This is a genomic window from Lentzea sp. NPDC058450 (assembly GCF_042721395.1).
GTDB lineage: Bacteria > Actinomycetota > Actinomycetes > Mycobacteriales > Pseudonocardiaceae > Lentzea.
This window is the reverse complement of the sequence record NZ_JBHXLO010000033.1, coordinates 27,622-51,303: the sequence shown is the minus strand read 5'-3', so window position 1 is coordinate 51,303 and position 23,682 is coordinate 27,622. Positions and strand designations below refer to the sequence as shown.

The window sequence follows — 23,682 nt, the reverse complement described above, 5'->3', positions numbered from 1 at the left end:
AGTGAACGTCGAAGTGACGCCCCTGCCCGGCATAGGGGTCAGGCAGGACTTCTCCATCCGTTCCGGCCGCCGGATCGGCGTGATCTCCTACCGCGACGGCAAGTTCGAGCTGATCCTGTCCAAACAGGACGACCCGGACGCCACCGCCGCGTCGATCCCGCTCGCGCCGGAGGAGGCGGGCACGCTCGCCGGTCTGCTCGGGGCGCCGCAGCTCGTGTCGCAGCTCGACCGGCAGCACCGCGACATCGCCGGGATCACGACGAGGCAGCTGCCGGTCACGGCGTTCGCACTCCGCACGCTCGGCGACACCGCGCTGCGCACCCGCACCGGCGCGTCGATCGTCGCGGTCGTGCGGGCAGGCAACGCGCACCCCTCGCCGGGCCCTGACTTCCAGTTCGAGAACGGCGATCTCGCGGTCGTCGTCGGCACCGCGGAAGGTCTCGACACCGCCGCGGACATCCTGACGGGCGGCTGACCACAGTGCACGACACAACGATCGCGCTCATCCAACTGGGTGCGGTCTTCTTCGGACTGGGCCTGCTCGGCCGCGTGGCGTGGAGATTCGGCATCTCGCCGATCCCGCTCTACCTCGTCGGCGGCCTGGCGTTCGGCTCCGGCGGGCTGATCCCGTTGCACGGCATCGAGGAGTTCACCCACCTCGCCAGCGAGATCGGCGTGGTGCTGCTGCTGTTGTTGCTGGGCCTCGAGTACTCGGCTTCGGAACTGACGACCGGCCTGAAGAAGTCGTGGATGGCCGGTCTGCTCGACATCGTGCTCAACGCGGCACCCGGCGCCATCGTCGCGTTGATGCTCGGCTGGGGACCCGTCGGCGCACTGGCGATGGCGGGCGTCACGTACATCTCGTCGTCCGGCATCATCGCGAAGGTCCTCGGCGACCTGGGCAGGCTCGGCAACCGCGAGACACCGGTGATCCTCTCGGTGCTGGTGTTCGAGGACCTGGCGATGGCCGTCTACCTGCCGGTGCTCACCGCCGTGCTGGCGGGCGTCAGCTTCTGGGGCGGGCTCACCAGCGTCGGCATCTCGTTGCTCGCGATCACCATCGTGCTCGTGGTGGCGCTGAAGTACGGCCGGGTCATCTCGGCCATCGTGGACAGTCCCGACCACGAGGTGTTCCTGCTCAAGCTCCTCGGCTCCGCACTGCTCGTCGCCGGCATCGCGTCGGAGCTCCAGGTGTCCGCCGCGGTCGGCGCGTTCCTCCTCGGCATCGCGATCTCCGGTTCCACCGCCGAGAACGCGACCCGCCTGCTGGAACCGCTGCGCGACCTGTTCGCCGCGATGTTCTTCGTGGTGTTCGGCCTGAACACCGACCCGCGCACGATCCCGCCGGTGCTGCTCATGGCGGTCGTGCTCGCGATCATCACCACGCTGACGAAGGTCGGCACGGGCTGGTGGGCCGCGCGCAGACAGGGCATCGGGCCGATGGGCCGGGCCAGAACGGGCGCCGCGCTGGTGGCGCGCGGGGAGTTCTCGATCGTCATCGCCGGGCTCGCGGTCGCGTCCGGACACGTCAGCGAACAGCTGGCCGCGCTGGCGACCGCGTACGTGCTGCTGATGGCGATCATCGGCCCGATCGCGGCGCGGTACGTGGAACCCGTCGGCGAGTTCTTCCTCCGGCGCAGGCGGGCAGCGACTGGATGAGGTGGCCGGCACTCCTGCTGGCCCTGGTGCTGGCGTTCGTCGGAACGAGCGCCCGCGACACGGCGGCCGACCAACCGGGATCGGGGCTCAACGCCCCGGTCTCGGCGGTGCACGTGCACGCGACAGGTTCCCCGGACGCGTGTTGGGCACTGGTCGGCGTCACGACGGGCCCGCGCCCGCCCGTCGCACGGACCACCGCCGAGGTGGCGTGCGCGGACAGCGCGGAAGGCACTTCCGCAGGTCACAGGTCGAGCCGGGCACCGCCGTTCGCGGCGGCTCCCGACTCCACGTTCCCCTGACCTGAGGACTGTCCATGTCGTATGTCGTTTTGCTGCTGCTCGTCGCGTCCGTGCTCGTCGGCGTCGGCTCTCTGGTCGCGATGGTGCAGAAGAAAGAGCCGTTCTACGGCGTCGTCGGGCTCGTCACGATCTGCGTCCCGAGTTCGCTTCTGGCGTTCCTCTACATCGCTGTGGCCTGATCGACGGACTGGTCGGGCTGGGCGATCCCCTGCGCCACGCCCAGCTCGACCAGGTCCTGCGGCCGCAGCCGCAGTTGGTCGGCCGTCCGGCGGGCCTGCGCCGGATCCCGTTTCAGGATCGCGGTCGCGAGCTCGGGGGAGATCACCGCGAAGTAGCTGTCCGGGGTGACCCACATCCGATCCGGCGCGGCGAACGCCAGCGCCCCACCGGATCCGCCCTCGCCGATCACCAGCGTCGTGACCGGCACGGTCGCCGCCGCGATCGCGGTGAACAGGTCGGCGATCGCCGCTCCCACCCCCGTCTTCTCGGCCGCCGCGTCGTTGGCCGCACCCGGCGTGTCCACGAGCGTGAGGACGGGGACGCCCAGGCGGTCCGCCAGCCGGACGAGCCGCGCGGCCGTGCGGAACCCGGCCGGTCGGGTGGCCGTGCCGCACTGCGCGGCGTAGGCGAACGTCTTGCCTTTGCGGTGCCCGAACCCGCACAGCACCCCGGGATCGACGCCACCGGCCCGGTCACCGTTGATCGGCTCGTGCCAGTCGAAGTAGGAGGCGAGGTACTGCTTCGCGCGCGGACGACCGAGCGTGCGAGCGTTGAGCACCGCGTCCCAGCCCGTGCGCGGCAGCGCGTTCTGCCCCAGCGCTCGCGGTACCGGTGCCTCGGCGCCCGGCGTGGTGAGCAGGCGGAGCCAGCGGTGGAGCCTGCCGGGCAGCTCGTCGGACGGCAGCAGCTGGTCGACCAGCCCGGCCGCGAACTGCTGCGTCACCGAGTACCCCGGTGGCCGCACCCGCGACCCCGCGAACCCGACCTGGGCGCCGCGCAGTCCCAGCACGACGTCGGCACCGGCGCCGAGCGTCGCCCACCCGCCGCCGGTGGTGGGATCGCGCAGCACGGCGATGTGCGGCAGGCCGGCTTCGCGGGTCAGGGTGAGCTGGCGGGCGATGCGGGGGAGTTGGAGGAGGGCGAGCGTGCCCTCCTGCATGCGGCTGCCGCCGGTCGCTACCAGGGACACGATCGGGAGGCGGTGGGCGCGGGCGTGGGTGAAGGCCTGTTCGATGCGGGCGCCGGTGCGGGTGCCGAGCGATCCGCCGAGGAACCCGAACTCGAAGGCTATGACCACGGCGCTGGTGCCTCCGAGGTCGGCGACCCCGCACACGACGGACTCGTGTTCGCCGGTGAGGGAGGTGGCTTTGGCGAGTTGGTCGCCGTAGCCCGGCCAGGCCAGCGGACCGTTCACGCCGGGATCGGTGGCGTTGGGCGACCCGAGCGGGCCGTTCGCGCCGCCGCACTCGCCGTCCGGCAGCTCGGCGAACGCCGACGCCACCCTCCCGATCAGCTCGCGCGCCGACTCACGTTCCGAGGGCACGCTTCATCACCTTGCCCATGTCGTTGCGCGGCAACGACTCCACGAACCGCACCAGCCGCGGCCGCTTGTGCGGGGTGAGCAGCCGGGCCACGTGGTCGGCGAGGTCGTCGGGCGACGGCTCGGCGCCGGCGGGCACCACCCAGGCGACGATCCGCTCGCCCAGGTCGTCGTCGGGCTCGCCGGTCACCGCCACCTCCTTGACGGCCGGGTGTTCCAGCAGGGCGTTCTCGATCTCGCCCGCGCCGATCTTGTAGCCGCCGCTCTTGATGATGTCCGTGGCCTTGCGGCCGACGATCCGGTAGTAGCCGTCGTCGTCGCGCGTGCCCACGTCGCTGGTGCGGAACCAGCCGTCCGCGAACGCCTCGGCGGTCGCGTCGGGCCGGTTCAGGTACTCGGTGAAGAGGTTCGGGCCGCGCACCTGGATCTCGCCGATCGCGCCGACGTCGGACAAAGCTCCGCCCGCGTCGTCAACGAGCCGCACCTCGACGCCCGGCAGCGGTACGCCGACCGTGCCTGGCCTGCGGTCGCCGTCGAAGCGGACGCTGGTGTTCATCAGCGTCTCGGTCATGCCGTACCGCTCGACCACGCGCTGGCCGGTCGCGGCGGCGATCCGTTCATGGTCGCGGACGGGCAGCGCGGCCGAGCCCGACACCAGCAGCCGCGCCCGGCCGAGAGCCTGCCCCAAGCCGGGACTGCCTCCGACCTCCTCGGCGATCCGGTGGTACATCGTCGGAACGCCGAACATCATCGTGCCGTCGCCGTTCAGCGCCTCCACGACCGCGGCGGTGGAGAACTTGCCCAGGTGGTGCAGCGTCCCGCCCTGCCGCAACGGGCCGAGCACGCCGAGGATCAGCCCGTGCACGTGGAACAACGGCAAGGCGTGCACCAGCACGTCCGCCGAGGTCCACTGCCACGCCTGCGCCACCGCGTCCAAAGTGGACTCCAGAGCCCGCCGCGGCAGCACCACTCCCTTGGGCGCACCGGTCGTCCCCGAGGTGTAGACGATCAGGGCCGGAGCCTCGTCGCCGGGATCCGCGAACGGCTCGGAGTCCGAACCGTCGAGCGTGACGTCCAAGCGCCGCACCGAAGCCAAGCCCGCGGGAAGAACGGTCCCGGGGGCCGCGAGCACCAACGAGGGTGCGCTGTCGGACACGATGTGCGCGAGTTCGCGTTCGCCCACCTTGGGGTTGAGCGGCACGGCGGGCACCCCAGCGAGCAACGCGGCCACGACGGCCACGCAGGTCTCGATCGTCGGGGTGGCCCAGACGGCGACCCGCGCGTGCCCGTCGAGCTGACGGGCCAGCGCACCGGCGCACGAACGGAGTTCGGCGTGGGTCAGGCTTCGGTCGCCGAAGCGGAGGGCGACGCGGTCGGACTGCAAGGCGAACATCGACTCACCAGATTCCCGGGACGACGAGGGCGAGCCAGACCAGCGGCGGCGCTGCCGCGACCATGATCCCGCCGTAGACCATCAACTGCTTGAAGAACTTGTCGCGATCCACGTCCTGCGCACCCGCCAGCACGAGCGCGCCGTTGGTGGAGAACGGACTCACGTCGACCACCGTCGCCGACACCGCCAGCGCCGCGATCAGGCCGACCGCGCTCACCTCGCCCTGCAACAGGAACGGCACCGCCAGCGGGATCAACGCGCCCATGATGCCGACCGACGAGGCGAACGCCGACACGATCGCGCCGATGTAGCAGATCAGCAGCGCCGCGAGGAGCGGAGCGCCGACGCCGGCCACCGAGTCGCCCGCCCACTTGATCGTGCCCATGGTCTGCAGGACGGCGACGTAGGTGAGGATGCCGCAGATCAGCAGCACGGTCGGCCAGGTGATCTGGGTGATGGCCGTCTTGGAGGTCTCCGGCCACACGACGCTGAGCAGCACGGCGACCGTGATGGCGGCGAGGCCGACGTCGAGGTCGAACACGAGAGCCGCGACGACGAGGGCGGCCAGGCCGAGCAGGGTGGCCAGGCGCGGCGCGGTCAGGGACACCCGCTCGTCGGCAGGGGAAACGTCCTCGCCGGGGGTGTCACCGCTACCGCTCCCGCCGGCACTCACCAGCGCAGGCGTCGACAGCGGCTGGCGAGCCAGCTTCATCCCGCCCAGCACCACGAACACCACGGCCGCGATCAGCAGGTTGACCACGAGGCTGGCCAGGAACAGCACGATCTCGTTGCCCGGCAGGCCTTCCTTCGCCACGATGCCGTTGACGATCGTCCCGTAGATGCTGATCGGCGAGAACCCGCCGGCCTGCGCGCCGTGCACCACCATCACACCCATCAGCAACGGGTTGATCCGGTACTTGGCCGCGAAGCCCATCGCGATCGGGGCGACGATGGCGACGGCCGCCGGGCTCACCGCGCCGATCGCCGTCAGCACGCCGGTGATCGCGAACATCACCCACGGCATCAGCGCGATCCGCCCGCCCACGGCCCGGATCGCCATGTGCACCAGCCAGTCCGTGGTGCCGTTGGCGCGGGCGATGGCGAACAGGAACGTGACCCCGACCAGCACCACGAACAGCGAGCCGGGGAAGCCTTTGAAGATGTCGTCGGTCTTCATGTCCGCGACCAGCGTGCCCACCCCGAAGGCGGCGGCGAAGGCGAGCGCACCCATGTTGATCGACCTGGTCGTGGCGATGACGAACACCACGACCAGCACGAGTATCGAGATCAGTTCGGCGGACATGCAGGGCTCCCGTCGTTGGGGCTGTCCGGTGGCGGCCAGAGCAACAGTGGCCGAGTGGCTCAGCCACTTTCCGCCCACTGTCGAGCAGCTGTCAAGAGGTGGCCTAGTGGCTGAGCCACTTGACCGGTTATTCTGGCCGGTATGTCCGAGGCGCTGAGGCCGATGGTGAAGTCCCGCCTGTACGAGCAGGTGCTCGAACGGCTGCGCGCCTACGTCACCGAGGAAAAGCTCAAAGCGGGGGACAAGCTGCCCGCCGAACGCGACCTGGCCGCGAGCCTCGGCGTCAGCCGCGCGTCGGTCAAGCAGGCGATCGTGGTCCTGGAGGTCCAGGGCCTGGTCGAGGCACGCCACGGCGGCGGCACCTACCTGGTGCGCGACACCCTCGACGTCGAACCGGTCGAGCAGCTCGTCGAACGCCGCAAGCGCCTCCCGGAGGTGCTGGAGGCCCGCGAGGCGCTGGAGACGAAACTCGCCGAGCTCGCCGCCGAACGTCGCACCGAAGACGAGCTCGAAACGATCCGCCAAGCCCTCGACTACATGCGCGACGAGATCGCTAACGGCGACAACGGCGTGGAAGGGGATCGCCGCTTCCACGCCGCCGTCACCGCCGCGGCGCACAGCTCACTGCTGGCCGACTTCATGAAGACCATCGCCCAGCAGATCACCGAGAGCCGCACCGAGTCGCTGCGCCAGCCGGGGCGTCCCTCCCGGTCACTGGCGCAGCACACGGCGATCTACGAGGCCATCGCGGCGGGCGACGCGAAGAAGGCCGCCGCCGCGATGCGCAAGCACGTCCGGACCGTGGCCAAGGTCCGGCTGCTCACCTGGGTGCCCGAAGACTGATCACACCGCCCGACCCCCGCACCGTCCGGGTCGAGCCACCGTCGTGCACCACGACCGTCCAGTCCCGTTTGGACGCCGAGAGCACCAGCAGGTGGTCGCGCGACTGGATGATCCGGGTGCGCTTCCCGTTGCCCTCGTGCAACGTGAACTCGCCGGACGCGCCCGCCGTCACGTGCACGGTCAACCGCCCGCCCGCCACGTCGTGCGCGACGTCGGCCGAACGCTCGACCAGCACGCCACCCGCCCGCAGGAACACCGGCATGGTGTCGAGCCCGGCGCTGACCGTCGCCCACGTGTTGCCCTGGTACACCTGGCCGGTGAAGTAGTCTGTCCACTGGCCGGGCGGGAACCACACGCGCGTCGAACCGACGTCACCGGGCGTGGTGATCGGCGCGACCAGCACGTCCGGCCCCAGCAGGAACTGGCTGTCCACAGTGGAGTAGGCCTCCGGTGAACCCGGATACTCCACATAGGCCGGACGCACCATCGGCACACCGGTCCGCCCGGCCTGCTCCGCCACCGAGTACAGGTACGGCACGAGCCGTTCGCGCAGGTTCAGGAACTTCGTCGCGGACGCCTGCGCGGCCGGCCCGTACTGCCACGGCAGGCGGTCGCCGTGGTTGCTGTGCAGGCGGGTGATCGGCTGGAACGCGCCGAGCTGCACCCACCGCGCGTACAGGTCGTCCGGCAGCTTGGTGGTCCAGCGGAGCTGCCCGTTGTCGAGGTACTGCTCCGACCCGCGCAGCCCGGTCGTGTCGTTGTGCCCGCCGATGTCGTGGCTGATGTTCGACATGCCCGTCGCCACGCCCTCGGCCGAGGTGTAGCCGATGGTCGCCTTCAGCGTGCCCCACGTCGACGAGGTGTCGCCGGTGAAGTGCAGCGTCGTGCGCTTCTCCGCCCACGGCCCGGTCGGCAACGGCCCCGAGCCGCTGTAGCCGCCCGCCTGCAACGACCCGAACCCGCGCGAGAACGCGAACGAGCCCATCTTCGAGTACTGCTCGTTGATCCACGTGTCCGGCGTGACGCCGCGCAGCGACGAACCCGAGCCGTCACAACACCAGTCGAGCCACCAGAAGTCCGTCGGCATCTTCCGGTGCAGCTCCACGTACGCCCGCAGCTGGTCCGGGTCGGCCCAGTCGAACACGTAGCAGTTCGTGCAGGAACCGCGCGCCAGCTTGCCCTTCGCGGTGGCCTGGGCCTGCGCGAAGTCGGGGTCGTCGCCCTGGATGCTCGGGTGGATGTTCAACGTGCTGTGCAGGCCTTCGCCGTGCGCCCAGTCCAGGAACCCCTGCGGGTCGGGGAACTTCGCCTGGTCCATCCGCCAGCCGTTCCACAGGTTGTGCGCCTTGAAGTCGGTGTCGACGACGAGGACGTCCAACGGGACGCCGTGCTGCCGGAACGCGGGCAGGATCCGGTCGCGGTAGTCGGCGGCCGTGCGGTCGATGTACTCGGAGTACCAGACGCCGTAAGCCCACTGCGGCAACACCTTCGGACCGCCGGTCAGCGCTGCCAGATCACCCAGCGCCGCCTTGTAGTTCGTGCCGTAGCCGAACACGTACCCGTCCTGGTACGGCTGCGCGCCCCGGTCCCCGCGCGGGGTTCCGTTGCGCAGTGCCGAAGGCGTGTCGTCCAGCAGGTACCAGCCGTCGCGGTACAGCAGGCCGGGCGTGAGCTGCGGGTCGCCGTTGTTGCCGGTGTAGCCGTCGAGCGAACGCCGGTAGCCGCCGAGCGCCAGGTGCTGCACCGAGTTGCTGATGCCGATCGTGTCGAGGTTGACGTGGCACCCGGCGTCCGGACAGGTGACGGTCAGATCGGAAGTGCCCGCCGGCAACGGAATCTGCGCCGTCGCGGTGGCCCACGTCTTCCAGTCGGCCGTGACCGGCAGCGTGACGGCCTGGCCGTTGACCAGCACGGTCCGCGGCTCGTGCCTGCCGTCGCCGCCGACCCCGTTGGCGTACCGGAACGTCACGGGGTGCGTGCCCGCCGGAACGCTCGACACCCGCTGGGTCAGCCGCGTGCCGCCGACGAGCTCGGCGACGAACCCGGTGCCCGCGAACCCCGCGTGCTCGTCCGCGATCTTCGCCGCGCCGCTCACCACGCCGTTCTCGGCCTCGCAGGTCGTGCCGAACCGGCAGTCGTCGATCGTCCGGACCGTCGGATAACCCTGGTCCCCGCTCAGCAACGCCAAGCTGTCGACGTTGACGTTGCCCGAGTCGGCGGCACCGCGGGTCAAGGCGACGCGGTGCTCACCGGCCGTCAGGTCGACGTCCGCGGACACTTGCTTCCAGTCGTTCCAGTTCGCCGTGGGAGGCAGGGTGATCTGCCGGGGCGCCTGACCGTCGACGGAGAGGCTCAGCGTGCGGTTCTCGTGCTTGCCGTCGCCGCCCTGTCCGTTCGCGTACTTCACGACCACGCGGTGCCGGCCGGCGGCCGATGCCCGCACGGTCGCCGTGATCCCGTTGTTCCGGTAGGTGAACCCGGCGACGAAACCCGATCCCGTGGCGCCGGGATGGTCGGCCGCCACCAGCAGGCCCTCGCGGGCGGTGTCCTCGGCCTCGCACAGCTGCCCGGTCGCACAGACCACCCGCCGCCACGGGGACGCGGTCGTGCCACCGGTCTTCAGTTCGAGGTTGTCCGCGCGGAACGCCCCGGAGCCCACCCGGTACCGCAGGGTCAGCGCCGAGGTGGTGATCGTCAGCCATCCGTCGGAGACCCGAGAGGTGTAGGCGGTTCTGGGAAAAGTGCGGTTTACAACGTTGTAAGTCGCCTGGTCCTCGAAGCGGCGATCACCGGCGAATTCCGACCGGACGAGAGTGGGGGAGAGGACCTGGAACCGGGCCTGACCGGAGATCACCGTGCCGTTGGGCTGGGCGGTGACCGGGGCCGGGAGACCCAGGGTGAGTAGTGCCAGCAGGGGGACTAGCGCGCGTTTCCGCATCCGTGCTCCTCGTCTGACGCCGTTGGCTGCCGAGGTGTTCAAGGACGTGAACACCTCTCACCTTGGCCTGAGGATGTGGAGCGATCAAGAGGCCAGTCAGCGCACCACCCGGTACGTCACATGCGTGAACGCGTCCCCGGCGCGCGACGACGTCTGCTCGAGCCGCAGCCCGGGAACGCCGTCGAACAACCGCGTCCCGGCGCCGAGCGTGACCGGCACGATCCGCAGCCGCAGCTCGTCGATCAGCCCCAGGCCGAGGTACTGGTTGATGGTCGACGCGCCGCCGTGGATCGAGATGTTCCCGTCGCCGGCCGCCTCCCGGGCCAGGTCGAAGGCGGCGGCAGGTCCGTCGGTGACGAAGTGGAACGTCGTGCCGCCCTCCATCGGCTGCGGCTCCCGCGCGTGATGGGTGAGCACGAAGACCGGCGCGTGGTACGGCGGGTTCGGCCCCCACCACCCGTTCCACTCGCGGTCCCAGGAACCGCGCACCGGGCCGAACATGTTGCGCCCCATGATGAACGCCTTCGTCTCGGCGAGGCGGTCCATCTGCCACTTCATCTCGTCGGCGTCCTCGACCCACGCGTGCAGCACGCTGCCCCAGCCGTCGCCGCCGTCGTCCCCGAACGGCCGGTCCTCGGCCTGGCCGAGCCCCGCCGAGTAGCCGTCGAGCGAGATCGAGAGATCGCACGTCACCTTGGTCATGCACCCCAGCCTGGCCCGCCGGATTCATGACGTCCAATGCCAAAACCGAGGCAGAGACATTGATAGCCTCGATGAATGCTCAGCCTCGTGCACCTCAAGGTGCTGGCGGCGGTGGCCCGGTACGGCTCGGTGACCGAGGCCGCGCACCGGCTGCACTACTCCCAGCCGTCGGTGAGCCACCACCTGGCGAGACTCGAAGCGGCCACGGGCGTGCAGCTCGTGCAGCGGGTCGGCCGCGGCATCCGCCTCACGCCGGAAGGACAGCTGCTCGCGAACCGCGCGGCCGAGATCCTCGGCAGGGTCGACGCCGCCACCGCGGAACTCGCCGCCCACGCCGGACTCCAGGCGGGCCGGGTGAGGGTCGCGGCCAACGCCTCGACGGCCGCGACGATCGTCCCGCGCGCGGCGGCGAAGCTGGCCGAACGCCATCCGGGGCTCGAACTCGGCCTGATCGAACGGCACCCCGTCGAGGCGCTGGAGATGCTGCGCCTCGGCGAGATCGAGATCGCCGTCGTCTTCCGGCACCCCGGGGAACCGAGGGAGGCCGGCTTCCGGTTCGTCCACCTCGGCGACGACCCGATCTACCTGATCAGCAGGCAGAAGGACGACAACCTCGCGAACCACCACGACTCACCGTGGATCGGCGGCTGCGACGCGTGCCAGGCCGAGCTGGAGACGGTGTGCCGCAGCGAGGACTTCGCGCCGCGGATCGCCTCCCACAGCGACGACATGGTCGTGGTGCAGGCGCTGGTCGCCGCCGGAGCGGGCGTCGCGATCCTGGCCGGACTGGGACTGCAGGCGCACCGCCGCCCCGACGTCGAGGCCAGCGAGCTCGCCGGCTTCCACCGCGAGATCCACGCCGTGACGTACGGCGACCCGCCCGATCCTCCGGGCGTGGCCGCCGCACTCACGGCGCTGAGCGAGTCGTTCAGCGCTTGAGGGTGAAGGTGAAGTCGCCGGTGACCTTGCCGGTCAACCGGATCGCCGACACCGCCCTGCCCTCGGCGACGAGCCGTTCGACCTCACCGCGCGTCAGTCCGCACGCGTCGGCGATCAGCCGCACCGGCCGGACCGGGATGCGCGCCTCGAACCGCACCGCCACGTCGATCACCTCCAGGTCCAGGTGATCCGAGCCGCCGGTGTCGAGCCGCCACGCGCCCTCCCAGTCGAGGGAGACGTGGTTGCGCTTCAGCAGCACCGGGTCCTTCAACAGTTCGGGTACCAGCGTGAGGTCGTTGACGTGCAACCGTTCCAGCAACGCCGGACGGACCGTGCGGACGTGCGCGCGTTCGAAGATCGTGAGCTTGGCCGTGTCCCCGCACCCCTCGCAGAGCACGAGGAGCCAGGCGTCGAGGACCTTGTGGTTGGCGTTGACCCGGAACTTGCCGCTCGGCCGGAACCGGTCGGACGCGCACACGTGACAACGTCGGCGGACAGCAGGAAGACAGGTGGGCACGACGGCCCAGGTGAAGAGCACAGGAGTACACCGTTCGGTGAGAAATCCGCAGCAAAGGGAGCACGACGCTCAATGAGCGACGCGCAACGAAGACCAGCGCTTGGGAAGACTCAAGAGATGTACAACGGTGCGTCCTTGCCTCGACGACTCAGTCGGGCAGGACCGTAACGGCCTGGGGCGGCACCATTCCACTCAATTTCGGGAGGGTCGTGGCGCCCAGCGCGGTCTCCAGCTGCTCCCACCGCGTCACGAGGTCGGAGAGCATCAGCATCATCACGTCCGGGAACGCGTACAGGAAGCTCTGATAGCGGTAGTGGTCGAGGTAGAACACCACCACGTCGTCTGTCAGCGCCGTCACGGACGTGGTGCGGGCGTTGAAGAACATGTCGTAGTGGCCCAGCAGCGCGCCCCGGCCGAGCACCGCCCGGTCGTAGATCCCGCCGAAGTCGATCTCGATCCGCCCGGACGCCACCAGGAACACGCCGTGCGCCTCGTCGTCCTCGTGGAACAACGTGTCGCCTGTCGTGTAAGGGATCTCGTCGAACATCGACGCGAGCGTCTCCAGTTCGGAGTCCGCCAGCGCGGAGAACAACCGCACGCCGTGGGGGTCGGCACTCTCCCTCAGGCACGCCACCCGTTCGACGAGCTCGGGCTCGGTGATGTGGTTCATCCGCATCCGCACGAACCGCAGCATCCGGTCGGTGTTGCGCGACTGAGCCCGCGACTTGCCCGCGCTCGGCGGCGTGTAGAGCTCCGAGTTCCCGCTGATCCGCGCTGCCTCGCGCAACCCCGTCTCGTACGCGCTGTGCACGCAGCCCCAGTGGTACGGATTCGTGCCCTCGCCGGCGAAGTGCAGCGAGCCGACCGGTTCCGCGAGTGTCGCGATGTCCTTCGACGACGACCCGACGCCGATGCAGGTGTAGGAACCCAGCGCGTACGGGTCTGACGACCAAGCCGTGCGCGAGACGCTAACCGGTGCCGGTGCGTCCTCCCCGAAGAGGTCCTGGACCACCGAGGTGGCGTACGCGGAAACGTCCTCTGTGGACCAGGTCTCCACCTCCCGGCCGAGTGAGGCGCCGAGCAGCATCACCAGGATCGGCTTGCCGTGCGACTTCCACATGCTGATCACGACGGTGGGGTGGCGGTCGGTGTCGCGGCACAGGTACCCGAACACGTACTGCTCGCGCGGCCAGAACGGCTCGTCGTAGTGCAGCGCGATCTTGTTGAGCGTGCCGAACCCGAGCCGTTCGATCGCCGACCGCTTGGCCTCCGGCAGCGGCGGCACGAACTCGACCGCACCCGCCTTCAGGACGCCCAACGGCAACGTGACCAGCACCTTGTTCGCCTCGAACACGCCCTGGTCCGTGGTCACGCGCCCTTCCTCGACGCGCGTGACCACGTGCCCGAGCCGGACGTCGAGCCCGTCGGCCAGAGCGTCCACAACGGACTGGTAGCCCTGGTGCAACGTGCTGTCGCCGTACCCGTAGACGAGATAGCCCTCTTCCCAGTGCTTCAGGGAGAGCTTGTCCGGATCCTCCGCCGCGTCCTCGCGCAGGATCACGTTCAGGTGGTACCGCACGGCCTGTTCGTCCTCGGGGGACAACCGGCGTTCGGCCAGCACGGCCGTCATCGCCTCACCCAGCGAGCTGTCCGGGTGGTCGGCCTTGCGGGCCAGCGCGGCGCGGTGTTCCAGTTCGTGCAGCACCTCGTCGGCCAGTTCCAGCGTCCGGCTCTTGTAGCGGTGACTGACGGCCCTGCGGTCCGCTCCGAACAGGTCGAGGCTGTCGAACCCGCCGGTGTAGGCGCTGTCCCCGCCCACGTAGCTGTACGGGATGCCGAGGTCCTCGACCAGTTCCGTGATCGGGTTGCCGTCCGTGCCGTGGATCCAGTGCGCGCCCAGGTCGACCCCGTGCCCGTCGGTCCAGATCCGGCCGCCGACGCGGTCCCGCGCCTCCAGGACGACCACGGGATGACCCAGGTCGCGCAGCTCGCGCGCCGCCGTCAGGCCGGCCACACCCGCACCCACCACCAGGACGCTCGGTCTCGCGTCCTCACCACCAGATACCGAAGGCATCGCTCGATTGTCGGGCAACCATCCGTGCCCGAACATTCCCGGATCGTGTGCTCGCGCTGGGCCGTCCGGGTTGTCCGCGAGCGTCCCGAAATTCGACGTCAGAGCCGTCACCAGCACTGCGCTCCCCGAGGGAACCGGGACTACCAGGTAGTGACTTGATCTACAACCGCCGGTATAACTTGTTCTCATGCGCCCACAGTGAGGAAGATCACATGACCCACACAATGACGTGTGACAACGGTTTTGAAGGTCCTTCACGACGTTCGTTCATAGCTGGAACAGGTTCTATTCTTGGGGCAGTCGCCCTCGGGGGTGTCGCTCCGGTGGCACGGGCGGCGGCCTCGATCTCCGACGCGGCAGTCGTTCCCGCCCTGGTGATCGGCACCGGCTACGGCGGCAGCGTGACGGCCCTGCGGCTCGCCCAGGCCGGTGTCGACGTCCACATGGTCGAGATGGGCATGGCGTGGGACACCCCGGGCTCGGACGGGAAGATCTTCGCGAACACCACGACCCCGGATCAGCGGTCCTTCTGGTTGCGGACCAAGACGAAGCAGCCGCTGAGCCACTTCCTGGGCATCCCGATCGACAAGAACATCCCGAAGTACACGGGCATCCTCGACGCCGAGGAGTTCCCCGGCATCACCGTCTACCAGGGACGTGGCGTCGGCGGCGGCTCGCTCGTCAACGGCGGCATGGCCGTCACGCCCAAGCGCGAGAACTTCGCCGACGTGCTGCCGACGGTGAACGCCGACGAGATGTACAACACCTACTACCCGAGGGCGAACGTGGAGCTCGGCGTCGGCCTGATCAGGGCGGCCTGGTTCGACTCGACCCCGGCCTACCAGTACGCGCGGGTCGGCCGGAAGCACGCCCAGCGGTCGAACTTCCCGTACGTCTTCGTGCCCACCGTGTACGACTGGAACTACATGGAGCAGGAGGCCGCCGGGACGGTGCCGAAGTCGGCGCTGGCGGGGGAGATCCTGTTCGGCAACAACTACGGCAAGAAGTCGCTGCAGAAGACCTACCTCAGCAAGGTCAGGGCGACCGGTCGCGTCACGATCTCACCGCTGCACCGGGTCATCGACGTCCGGCCGGCGACCGGTGGGTACAAGGTCACCATCGAGCAGCTCAACACCACCGGTGACGTGGTGACGACCAAGGAGGTCACCGCGGCGAAGGTGTTCTTCGCGGCGGGCAGCGTCGGCACCAGCAAGCTCCTGGTCAAGTTCAAGGCCACTGGAGCTCTGCCGAACCTGAACGGCGAGGTCGGCAAGGGCTGGGGCGACAACGGCAACGTCATGTGCGGCCGCGCGAACCACATGTGGGACGCGACCGGATCGCTGCAGTCGTCCATCCCGACCCTGGGCATCGACAACTGGGCCGCGGGCGGCGCCTTCGCCGAGGTGGCGCCACTTCCGACCGGCATCGAGACCTACGCGTCGTTCTATCTGTCGATCACGAAGACGCCGAACCGCGCCCAGTTCACCTGGAACGCCTCCACGGGCAAGGCCGAGCTGAACTGGCAGACGTCGTGGAAGGAGGTCTCGATCAACGCGGCGAAGTCCATCTTCGACAAGATCAACTCGAAGGAGGGGACGATCTACCGGACCGACCTCTTCGGCGTGTACAAGATCTGGGGCGACCACCTGACGTACCACCCGCTGGGCGGCGCGATCCTCGGCAGGGCGACCGACAACTACGGCCGCCTGCAGGGGTATCCGGGCCTGTACGTCATGGACGGGTCGCTGATTCCCGGCAGCACCGTGGTGAACCCGTTCGTCACGATCACGGCGCTCGCCGAGAGGAACATCGAGAAGATCATCGCCACCGACTTCTGAGCAGTCCACTCAGGACCGGTCAGAACTTCGGCAGCACGCACATCGCGTCGAGGCCGAACACCCGGTTCAACCGGCCGAACACGAGCCAGGCCCCGACGCTCATCGTGAGTTCCACGATCTCCACCTGCGTGTAGTGCTGGGTCATCCGCGCCCAGAACTCGTCGTCGAGACCGTGGTGATCCAGTGCGTACCGCTCGGCGTACTCCGCGGCCAGCTTCGCCCGGTCGTCGAGTGCGCCGGTGGTGCGCCACTGGGTCACCGCCTCGAGGAACTCCTCCTCGACCTTCACGCCGTCGCGTTCGGTGCGGAAGTCCAGGCAGAACATGCAGCCGTTGATCTGCGCGATCCGCAGCCGGGCCGCCTCGAACTCGCGCAGTCCCAGCGTGGTGTGCTGGTAGACGGCGAGCGAGAGGGTGGCCGCGGCCATGCCGATGCCCGGCACGAGTTCGCCCCACACGTACCCGATGGGGTCCTTGCCCTCGGGGATGTCGATGTTCACGGCCTGCCCCTTCCGAGTTTGCCGGCGACCGGCCGCAACGGGACGTCGAGCGCGTCGTACAGGCCGGGTTCCTGCTCGGCCAGCCAGTCGAGGGCGTTGACGATGCGGCCGACCGCCGTGGCGTTGCCGCCCGCGGACCGGTTCTCGCCCTCGTCCACGGCCTCGACGGACACCTCGATGCGCGGCTGTCCCTCGATGATCACCTTGTGCGCGCCGTCGCCGGACGGCGGCATCGGCCAGTCCGTGGCGCACGAGGCGTGGATGCGCGTGACGTGCTCGATCACGATCAACGGCTCGCCGCCGACGATGCCCTGCACCTCGAACCGGATCGCGCCCTGCGTGCCCTGCTCGAACTCGCCCATGGTCCGCGTCGTCACCGTCTCGTCCAGCGCACGCCGGTCGACGGTCTCGCGGATCTCCTCGATCTCGACGCCCAAAGCCCGCGCCATCAGCCGGATCTGGCCGCCCCAGATCATCGTCGGGACGGTCGGCATGATCATGGGTGCCTGGTAGTCGAGCGGCTGCCCGAACCCGATCAGCCACCGCACCGCGTCGGGCTGGTCGTAGGTCGAGTAGTCGAAGATCTCCTGACACCGCACCGCGTCGATGGTGTGGCCGAGGCCGCTCACGATCAACGGCAGCACGTCGTTGCCCCAGCCCGGGTCCACGCCGGACACGAACAGCGACCCGCCGCCTTCCTTGATCGCGGCTAGAACTGGTTCTCGAAGCTCCGGCGGCGCGCTGCGGTGGTCGTAGAGCGCGTAGAGCGACGGCGTGACGACGACCGCGCCCGCCCTGATCGCCTTCGTGATGTCGGCGAGGGCGTCGTCCGGCCGGATGTCGCCGGAGGCGGCGTACACGACCGCGCGCGGACTCGCGGCCAGCACCGCGTCGATGTCGGTGGTGGCCGCGACTCCGAGCTCGTAGCCGAGTCCGGCGAGCTCACCCGCGTCCCGGCCGGCCTTCTCGGGGTTGTGCACGATCACGGCCGTCAGCTTCAACCCCGGATGAGCCTCGACGGCGCGAATCGCGCTGCGGCCCACGTTCCCTGTGCCCCACACCACTGTGGCGATCATGCGGGTAGCGTAACTAGAACACGTTTCAGTTTTCAAGGGTCCATCAGGTGTAGAGCTTCAGCCCCGCGAGTTGCCCGGCCGGCCAGCCGGTGTTGCCGGTGAACGTGAGCCGCACGTACCTGACCTGCGTGCCCGGCAGCGTGGCCGTCGCGGAGTTGCCCGTCGCGGGGTCGAAGACGTACCCGGTCTGGGTTGCCAGAGGGCTGAACTGCTGACCGTTCGTGCTGCCCTCGATCGTCACGGTCTGGGTGCGCCTGCCCCACGCGGGGTTCGGTGGGAGCGTGAGCACGGCCCGTTCGAGCGCGGCGGCGGAGCCGAGGTCGACCTGGAGCCACTGCGGGAACGCGTTGTTCGCGCTCTCCCAGTACGAGTGCGGGTCGCTGTCGACGGCGAACCCGCTGCCGTAGTGCTGGGTCTGCGAGCTTTGCGTCGTCGGGCGCCCGGCGGCCAGGTCGACGTCCGGGGTGGGCGGGCCGCCGAGCCACGGCTGGGTGGGCCTGATCGCCGTGAGTGCGATCTGCCCCTTGAGCATCCGGCCGCCGTCGCCGGTGAGGCGCATGTAGTAGTCGGCCGAGCAGCGGGTGCCGTCCTCGTCCAGCGCCAGGTACCCGGACCCGGCGGGCACGTCGGCCTGCGTCTCCGCGGTCTTGCAGATCTGGTTGCCCTCGTTGAACTCGTCGAACATCGAGATGTAGATGCCCTGCGCGCCCAGGCGGACCATGTTGTAGAACTGCCGCCACATGAAGTCGCCGTGCAACCGTTGGCGCGACCCGACATCGCCCGGCAGCACGCACGGCTGGTAGTCGATCCCGCGCGCGTTGCACTCGGCCTGGTCGGGCTGGTTCACGTTGGTGTAGAAGCGATCCGTGTCCGCGGGCGTGCCGATCCGGCCGACCATCCACGGCGAGATCATGTCGAAGCTGCGGTAGACGTTCGCGAAGCCCTGCCGCGAGTCCTCGATCTCCAGTCGCCAGTGCGTGGGCACGCCACCGATCACGTAGCAGCCGCGCGCCTTGAACCAGTTGATCACGTCCTGGCACGGCTCCGGTGCGAACGGCCGGCCCGGGTCGTTGAAGCCGAAGCCCCAGATGCAGACGACGGGCTTGCCGTTCTGCCGCGCATAGGCGGGGGAGGAGGTGTACGCGGACATCTTGTTCAGCCAGTCGGTCTTGATCTCAGACTGCATGTTCGTCCAGTTCGTGACGTCGTACATGATGTAGAACTTGCGGCCGGTCGCCTCGGCCGCCGGCCGGACGTGCGCGGTGACGGCGTCGCGGATCGGGCCCTCGCCGCCGGTCGGGTTGAAGCGCTGCAACGCCGCCGTGTCGATGTTGTGGTCGCGCATCCACTGGAAGTGCACGTCGACGGTCTGGCGGTCGTAGTTGGAGAACAGCGTCGCGGGGCGTCCGTCGTTCAGGTTGGCGAACGCGGTCTGGTACGTGCGCGTGTAGTCGCGGACGTCCGGCCAGGCGACGATCGAGCTGGTCGGGGGCGCGGGCGGCCGGCTCCAGTCGTTGTTCCAGTGCCACCAGCCGTCGAGGGGGGAGTTGTCTCCCCGGCAGGCGAACCAGCCCTGGTACCCGACGGTGATCTTGCCGACGACGTCGCCGGGTGGGCCGGCCGCCCGCGCCGGGGCCGGCAGGACCCCCAGCGCGGGAACGGCGAGCGCGGTGCTGAGCAGTGTTCGGCGTGACAGGGACATCGCGAACTCCTTTGTCGGCGATTCGACTCCAGAGTGCAAGATGTGAACAGGATCACGCAAGAATTTGACGAACCGGGATTCCTAGGTCCCCGGACAGAGGTGGATGGGCAGGACCGTGCCGCCGGAGACCGCCACCTGGACCTTGCCGATCACGAACCCCGGGCCGGTGGAGAGCCGGAAGTCGGAGGCGGCGTTCTGCCGGTTGCCGAACCCGGCGTCGGGCAGTGTGAATGTCGCCTGCTTCCACGTGCCGGTGCCGGTGTTGGTCACCGACTGGCTGCCCCGGTAGGCCTCGGTCGTCGAGTCGTACTGCACGTTCCAGGTGGTCGTGCCCTGGTCGAGGTAGTCGACGGTGATCGTCGCGGTGTGGGCCGAGCCGGGTGGGACGAGGTCGTCGGTGACGGCGAAGTACAGGTACGGGTTGAGGGTTCTGCGGCCGCCGTCGACCGGTTCGCTGCGGCCGTCGTCGTTGTCCCGGCGCTGGAGGCCGCACTCGGTGTCGGTGGCGGAGAGGGTCACGCACGTCGTGGCCCTGCCGTCCGCCGCGGCGACAGTGACGGTGATCGTGCCGCCGGGCAGGGCGCCGTCGTCGAAGGTGATCGGCACCGGGTGGTAGCCGGACGGGGTGTCGGCCGCGACGGCGATCGTCACCTGCTGCGGCTGGCCGTTCAGCACGCCGGACGACGGGGTGACGGTGATGCCCGGTGGTGGCTTGGCGGTCCAGCGCACGGTGTCCGCGCGGCCGTCGGCGTCGACCGTGCCGATGGTGGCGGGGAATGACGTGCCCTGCGTCGCGACGACCTGGCCGGTCGGGCTGGTGTAGCCGATCGCGCCCTTCTGACCCTCCGAATAGGACGGTGGCGGCGAGGTCGTCGCCCAGGTGCGGTTCGGTTGCGCGGACAGCGCGAAGTCGAGCGTGCCGCCGTCGCGCAGGATCGAGGCCGGCAGCGCGGTGTTGTTCCAGGTCCGGCCGTTGAGGGTGAGCTTCTGGACGTACGGCTTGTCCGCCGCGGCCGAGGGGGCGTTGATCGTGATCTTCCGGCCGTTGGCCAGGTGGATCACGGCCTTCTGGAACAACGGACTGGCGAGCGCCAGGTCGGTCGTGCCGGGCGTGACGGGGTACGCGCCGAGCGCGGCCCACACGTACCAGGACGACTGCGCGCCGAGGTCGTCGTTGCCCGGTTCGCCGTTCGGGGTGGCCGAGAAGAGCTGCGTCTGGATGCGGCGCACGACCTCCTGGGTCTTCCAGGGCTGCCCGGTGTAGTCGTAGAGCCACGGCGTCGCGAAGTCGACCTCGTTGCCCGACCACTGGTACGGCACGTTCGGGCCTGCGTTGAGCTGCTTGAAGAACACGTCGGCGCGCTGGTTGACGGCGTCACGGCCGCCCATCGCGGTGATCAGGCTCGCCATGTTCTGCGGGACGAGGTAGTTGTACTGCGCGGCGTTGCCCTCGTCGAAGCCGTCCTGCCCGAACTGGCCGGGCTTCGGCGGCACGAAGCCGGGACCCGCCGGGAACGCGCCGGTGCTGTCCTTGGGCCGCAGGTAGCCGGTGCCGCCGTCGAAGACGTTCTGCCAGTTCTGGCCGCGCGCCGCATAGGTGCGAGCCACCTCGGGTTTGCCGGTGGCGGCAGCGAACCGGGAGAGCGCGAAGTCGTCGACCGCGTACTCCAGCGTCTGCGACCCGCCGAGTCGCACGTGGCCCTGCTCCGAGCGGTCGTTGGGCACGTACCCGAACTTCTGGTAGTCCACCACGCCCTGCCGTTGCTGGTAGGCGAAGCCCGGCGGGGCGTGGGTGGTCGCGCCCTTCAGCATGTACTGCAACGCCTTCGCGGTGTCGAAGTTCCGCGCGCCGAACGCGTGCAGCGACGCCAGGAACGGGGTGGCGTTGTCGCCGCTCATCACGCCGGACTCGGAGTTCATCACCGGCCACTTGGGCAGCCAGCCGAACTGCTCGGCGTCGTTGACCAGCGACTGCGCCAGGTCGCTCGCGATGTCCGGGCGCAGCAACGCCTGCAGCGCGGCGAGGCAGCGGTAGGTGTCCCAGAGCGAGAAGTTGGCGTACTGGACCTTCTGCGGTGCGCGGACCGCGTGGATCTGGTTGTCGAAGCCGATGTACCGGCCGTCCACGTCGCTGAACGTCGTCGGGTACAGCAGCGAGTGGTAGAGCGCGGTGTAGAACGTCCGCAGGTGCTCGGGGGTGCCGCCGCCGACCTGGATGCGCGACAGGTTGTCGTGCCAGAGCTTCTTGGCCGCCGTCTTGATCGGAGCGAGGTCCCAGCCGGGGATCTCGGAGCGCATGTTGTTCTGCGCGCCCTCGGTGCCGACGAACGAGATGGCGACCTTGGCCTTCACGGTCTGGTCAGTGCGCGTGTCGAACGTCAGGTAGCCGCCGGAGCGCGGGCCGGAGACGTCGAGGGTGCCGGGCTTGACCGTGGTGCCGTCCCAGCTGCCGACCGTCGTGAAAGGACGGTCGAACTCCAGCGCGAAGTGGACGGTGTAGCTGTGCTGCTTGCCGCAGAAGTCACCCGTGGTCGCGGATCCGACCACGGTCCGGTCGCCGGTGGTGCGCAGGGACGCGGCCTTGTTGCCGTTGAGACTCGCGCCCGCCTTGATCAGGACGCGGGCCTGGTCGGTCGCCGGGAACGTGTAGGACGACAGCCCGGTGCGGGTCGCGGACGTCATGTCGACGCGGACGTTCGAGTCGGCCAGCGTCACCGCGTACTCGCCGGCCTTCGCCGTTTCGGTGCTGTGCGAGAACGTCTCCGTGCGGTTCCACGGCGTTGTCCCGATGTCGCCGACGATCGGCAGGATCGGGACGTCGCCGTACTGGGTGCAGCCGACCGAGGCGTGCGTCAGGCTGAAGCCTCTGATCTTGTCGCTGTCGTAGTGATAACCGGCGTACGCACCAGGTGTGTCCGGGCTCCACTGCAGCATGCCGAACGGCACGGCGGGGCCGGGGAAGTTGTTGATCTGGCCGACCGACTCGCCGCCGCTGCCCGTGCCGATCATCGGGTCGACGTGCGAAACAGGGTCTGTGACCAGGGAAACGGCCGTTGCGGGTGGTGTGGTGACACCGAGGACCAGCAGGGCTGCCACCACGCTCCGTGATAACACAGTTGCACAGCGCATGGGCTTTGACTATCGGTTTTTGATCAAACCTTGTCAATACTCAGCAGGTTGGGGGCTTCGGCCAGCACGAGCGCCGCCGCACCCCTGGCGCTCGCGCCGTCGCCGAGCGCGCTGCCGACGACCTGGAGCTCGCCGTGCAGGTCGCCCAGCGAGTTGCGGCGCAACGCCCGGCGGATCGGGTCGAACAGCACCGCACCCGCCGCCGCCAGCTCACCGCCGACGACCACCAGCTGCGGGTTGAGCGTCATGACCGTCATGGCGAGCGTCCGGCCGACGGCCTCGCCCGCGTCCTCGACCGCGCGGACGGCTCCGCGATCGCCGTTGTCCAGCAACGTCATCAGCTCGGCGTTGGTGACCGTCCGGCCCCAGCTGCGGGACAGCAGCCGGGCGATGGCTGCCGGGCTCGCGATCGTCTCCAGGCAGCCGCGGTTGCCGCACCGGCAGACCTCGCCGCGCGGGTCGACGGAGATGTGCCCGAGCTCGCCGACCAGGCCGTCGTGGCCGAGCAGCATTCGCCCGTCGCACACCACCCCGGCGCCGATGCCCGCCGAGAGTCGCAGGTAGACGACGTCGTCGCAGTGCCGGGCCACGCCGTAGCGGCGTTCGGCGACCACGCACGCGTTGGCGTCGTTGACGACCAGGGTGCGCAGGCCGGTCCGGCCGGTGAGCATCTCCGCCGGTTTCGCGCCGGCCCACGCGGGCATGATCCCCTCGGCGCGCAGCATCCCCGTGCGGCGGTCGACCGGGCAGGCGATGCCGACACCCAGCCCCAGCACGGATCTTCGCTCGACCCCGGCGTCCTCCAGCGCCGTCTCGACCAGTCCGGCGGCGGTGGCGACGGCGTGCTCGGCCGAGCTGTCGACGTCGAGCTCCACGGTGTCGTCCCAGACCGGGGTGCCGGCCAGGTCGGCGAGGACCAGCCGGGCGTGGTCGTGACCGAGGTCGAGCCCGAACGCGTACCCGGCCTCCGGCACGAGCGAGACGACCTGCGGCGGACGGCCGAGGCGGATCGCCACCGAGCTCTGCTCCCGCACGAGTCCCTCGCGCGCCAGGTCGGCGACGAGCGAACTGATGGTCGCCCGGGACAAGCCGGTGTGCCGCACCAGATCGCCCCGCGAGACCTCGCCGATCTCGCTCAACGCCTGGAGAACGCGCAGGCGGCCGAGCCGCCGCAGGTTGGCCGGAGTCGCTGACACAGATCAACTCTATCCGCTGACTTCTTCCGACTTTG

General features: G+C 69.6%; 19 protein-coding genes. 7 read left to right on the top strand and 12 right to left on the bottom strand.

The window, feature by feature from the left end; genetic code table 11:
- Position 1: 1 nt before the first annotated feature.
- The 4 genes from ACFWNN_RS36600 to ACFWNN_RS36585 are packed head-to-tail and all read left to right on the top strand — an operon-like array spanning position 2 to position 2,137.
- Positions 2-475 carry a cation:proton antiporter regulatory subunit gene (locus ACFWNN_RS36600; protein ID WP_382444533.1) on the top strand — a complete coding sequence of 158 codons (474 nt, stop codon included), beginning with the start codon at positions 2-4 and terminating at the stop codon, positions 473-475.
- 5 nt (positions 476-480) lie between these two features.
- Entirely contained in the window at positions 481-1,659 is a 1,179-nt protein-coding gene (locus tag ACFWNN_RS36595; RefSeq protein WP_382444532.1) for a cation:proton antiporter, read from the top strand.
- Positions 1,656-1,958 (top strand): hypothetical protein, encoded by a 303-nt coding sequence (locus ACFWNN_RS36590; protein WP_382444531.1) that lies wholly within the window; start codon positions 1,656-1,658, stop codon positions 1,956-1,958. The genes ACFWNN_RS36595 and ACFWNN_RS36590 overlap by 4 nt, the downstream gene beginning before the upstream one ends.
- 14 nt (positions 1,959-1,972) lie before the next feature.
- Positions 1,973-2,137 carry a hypothetical protein gene (locus ACFWNN_RS36585; protein ID WP_382444530.1) on the top strand — a complete coding sequence of 55 codons (165 nt, stop codon included), beginning with the start codon at positions 1,973-1,975 and terminating at the stop codon, positions 2,135-2,137.
- Here the strand turns inward: ACFWNN_RS36585 and ACFWNN_RS36580 are convergent.
- Genes ACFWNN_RS36580 through ACFWNN_RS36570 form a run of 3 tightly spaced genes read right to left on the bottom strand, consistent with a single transcriptional unit; the run spans position 2,119 to position 6,194 of the window.
- Complete coding sequence (locus tag ACFWNN_RS36580) at positions 2,119-3,501, bottom strand: carboxyl transferase domain-containing protein (RefSeq protein WP_382444529.1); 1,383 nt, start codon at positions 3,499-3,501, stop codon at positions 2,119-2,121. The two genes, ACFWNN_RS36585 and ACFWNN_RS36580, sit on opposite strands and share 19 nt — an antisense overlap.
- The gene (locus ACFWNN_RS36575) at positions 3,485-4,891 is read right to left on the bottom strand and encodes an acyl-CoA synthetase (RefSeq protein ID WP_382444528.1); all 1,407 of its coding nucleotides are present in this window, start codon (positions 4,889-4,891) and stop codon (positions 3,485-3,487) included. Before ACFWNN_RS36575 ends, ACFWNN_RS36580 begins: the two co-directional genes overlap by 17 nt.
- 4 nt (positions 4,892-4,895) lie before the next feature.
- Positions 4,896-6,194, bottom strand: coding sequence for an SLC13 family permease (locus ACFWNN_RS36570; RefSeq protein ID WP_382444527.1), 1,299 nt, complete (start codon positions 6,192-6,194; stop codon positions 4,896-4,898).
- A 141-nt stretch (positions 6,195-6,335) separates the two neighbouring features.
- Here ACFWNN_RS36570 and ACFWNN_RS36565 point away from each other — a divergent pair, with 141 nt between their 5' ends.
- Positions 6,336-7,037, top strand: a complete 702-nt coding sequence (locus ACFWNN_RS36565) for a FadR/GntR family transcriptional regulator (RefSeq protein WP_382444526.1) — start codon at positions 6,336-6,338, stop codon at positions 7,035-7,037.
- Here the strand turns inward: ACFWNN_RS36565 and ACFWNN_RS36560 are convergent.
- Positions 7,015-9,975: a TIM-barrel domain-containing protein gene (locus ACFWNN_RS36560; protein ID WP_382444525.1), complete on the bottom strand. Its 2,961-nt coding sequence runs from the start codon at positions 9,973-9,975 to the stop codon at positions 7,015-7,017. The genes ACFWNN_RS36565 and ACFWNN_RS36560 overlap by 23 nt on opposite strands.
- Before the next feature lie 96 nt (positions 9,976-10,071).
- The gene (locus tag ACFWNN_RS36555) at positions 10,072-10,677 is read right to left on the bottom strand and encodes a dihydrofolate reductase family protein (RefSeq protein WP_382444524.1); all 606 of its coding nucleotides are present in this window, start codon (positions 10,675-10,677) and stop codon (positions 10,072-10,074) included.
- 75 nt (positions 10,678-10,752) lie between these two features.
- On the opposite strand from ACFWNN_RS36555, the gene ACFWNN_RS36550 reads away from it, so the two are divergent.
- On the top strand, positions 10,753-11,616 hold the full coding sequence (locus ACFWNN_RS36550) for a LysR family transcriptional regulator (RefSeq protein ID WP_382444523.1): 864 nt from the start codon (positions 10,753-10,755) through the stop codon (positions 11,614-11,616).
- On the opposite strand, the gene ACFWNN_RS36545 is transcribed toward ACFWNN_RS36550, so the two are convergent.
- Entirely contained in the window at positions 11,606-12,094 is a 489-nt protein-coding gene (locus ACFWNN_RS36545) for a DUF1062 domain-containing protein (RefSeq protein WP_382444522.1), read from the bottom strand. The genes ACFWNN_RS36550 and ACFWNN_RS36545 overlap by 11 nt on opposite strands.
- Positions 12,095-12,281: 187 nt before the next feature.
- On the bottom strand, positions 12,282-14,207 hold the full coding sequence (locus tag ACFWNN_RS36540; RefSeq protein WP_382444521.1) for an FAD-dependent oxidoreductase: 1,926 nt from the start codon (positions 14,205-14,207) through the stop codon (positions 12,282-12,284).
- 224 nt (positions 14,208-14,431) lie between these two features.
- Between ACFWNN_RS36540 and ACFWNN_RS36535 the strand changes: the two genes are divergently transcribed.
- Entirely contained in the window at positions 14,432-16,045 is a 1,614-nt protein-coding gene (locus ACFWNN_RS36535; RefSeq protein ID WP_382444584.1) for a GMC oxidoreductase, read from the top strand.
- A 19-nt stretch (positions 16,046-16,064) separates the two neighbouring features.
- Here ACFWNN_RS36535 and ACFWNN_RS36530 read toward each other — a convergent pair whose 3' ends face one another.
- The 5 genes from ACFWNN_RS36530 to ACFWNN_RS36510 form a co-directional block, all read right to left on the bottom strand.
- Positions 16,065-16,544 carry a carboxymuconolactone decarboxylase family protein gene (locus ACFWNN_RS36530; protein ID WP_382444520.1) on the bottom strand — a complete coding sequence of 160 codons (480 nt, stop codon included), beginning with the start codon at positions 16,542-16,544 and terminating at the stop codon, positions 16,065-16,067.
- A complete protein-coding gene (locus ACFWNN_RS36525) occupies positions 16,541-17,620 on the bottom strand; it encodes a dihydrodipicolinate reductase (RefSeq protein ID WP_382444519.1) in 1,080 nt (359 codons plus the stop codon). Before ACFWNN_RS36525 ends, ACFWNN_RS36530 begins: the two co-directional genes overlap by 4 nt.
- A gap of 43 nt (positions 17,621-17,663) precedes the next feature.
- The gene (locus ACFWNN_RS36520; RefSeq protein ID WP_382444518.1) at positions 17,664-19,322 is read right to left on the bottom strand and encodes a discoidin domain-containing protein; all 1,659 of its coding nucleotides are present in this window, start codon (positions 19,320-19,322) and stop codon (positions 17,664-17,666) included.
- Positions 19,323-19,403: 81 nt separating this feature from the next.
- Positions 19,404-22,418 (bottom strand): GH92 family glycosyl hydrolase, encoded by a 3,015-nt coding sequence (locus tag ACFWNN_RS36515; RefSeq protein ID WP_382444517.1) that lies wholly within the window; start codon positions 22,416-22,418, stop codon positions 19,404-19,406.
- Positions 22,419-22,474: 56 nt separating this feature from the next.
- Positions 22,475-23,647, bottom strand: a complete 1,173-nt coding sequence (locus tag ACFWNN_RS36510; RefSeq protein ID WP_382444516.1) for an ROK family protein — start codon at positions 23,645-23,647, stop codon at positions 22,475-22,477.
- Between the last annotated feature and the right edge of the window lie 35 nt (positions 23,648-23,682).

Bases quoted from the DNA above. Each gene is read 5' to 3' on its own strand.
- ACFWNN_RS36590 (WP_382444531.1), top strand. From the start codon at position 1,656: ATGAGGTGGCCGGCACTCCTGCTGGCCCTGGTGCTGGCGTTCGTCGGA.
- ACFWNN_RS36585 (WP_382444530.1), top strand. From the start codon at position 1,973: ATGTCGTATGTCGTTTTGCTGCTGCTCGTCGCGTCCGTGCTCGTCGGC.
- ACFWNN_RS36575 (WP_382444528.1), bottom strand. From the start codon at position 4,891: ATGTTCGCCTTGCAGTCCGACCGCGTCGCCCTCCGCTTCGGCGACCGA.
- ACFWNN_RS36570 (WP_382444527.1), bottom strand. From the start codon at position 6,194: ATGTCCGCCGAACTGATCTCGATACTCGTGCTGGTCGTGGTGTTCGTC.
- ACFWNN_RS36565 (WP_382444526.1), top strand. From the start codon at position 6,336: ATGTCCGAGGCGCTGAGGCCGATGGTGAAGTCCCGCCTGTACGAGCAG.
- ACFWNN_RS36560 (WP_382444525.1), bottom strand. From the start codon at position 9,975: ATGCGGAAACGCGCGCTAGTCCCCCTGCTGGCACTACTCACCCTGGGT.
- ACFWNN_RS36555 (WP_382444524.1), bottom strand. From the start codon at position 10,677: ATGACCAAGGTGACGTGCGATCTCTCGATCTCGCTCGACGGCTACTCG.
- ACFWNN_RS36550 (WP_382444523.1), top strand. From the start codon at position 10,753: ATGCTCAGCCTCGTGCACCTCAAGGTGCTGGCGGCGGTGGCCCGGTAC.
- ACFWNN_RS36540 (WP_382444521.1), bottom strand. From the start codon at position 14,207: ATGCCTTCGGTATCTGGTGGTGAGGACGCGAGACCGAGCGTCCTGGTG.
- ACFWNN_RS36535 (WP_382444584.1), top strand. From the start codon at position 14,432: ATGACGTGTGACAACGGTTTTGAAGGTCCTTCACGACGTTCGTTCATA.
- ACFWNN_RS36525 (WP_382444519.1), bottom strand. From the start codon at position 17,620: ATGATCGCCACAGTGGTGTGGGGCACAGGGAACGTGGGCCGCAGCGCG.
- ACFWNN_RS36520 (WP_382444518.1), bottom strand. From the start codon at position 19,322: ATGTCCCTGTCACGCCGAACACTGCTCAGCACCGCGCTCGCCGTTCCC.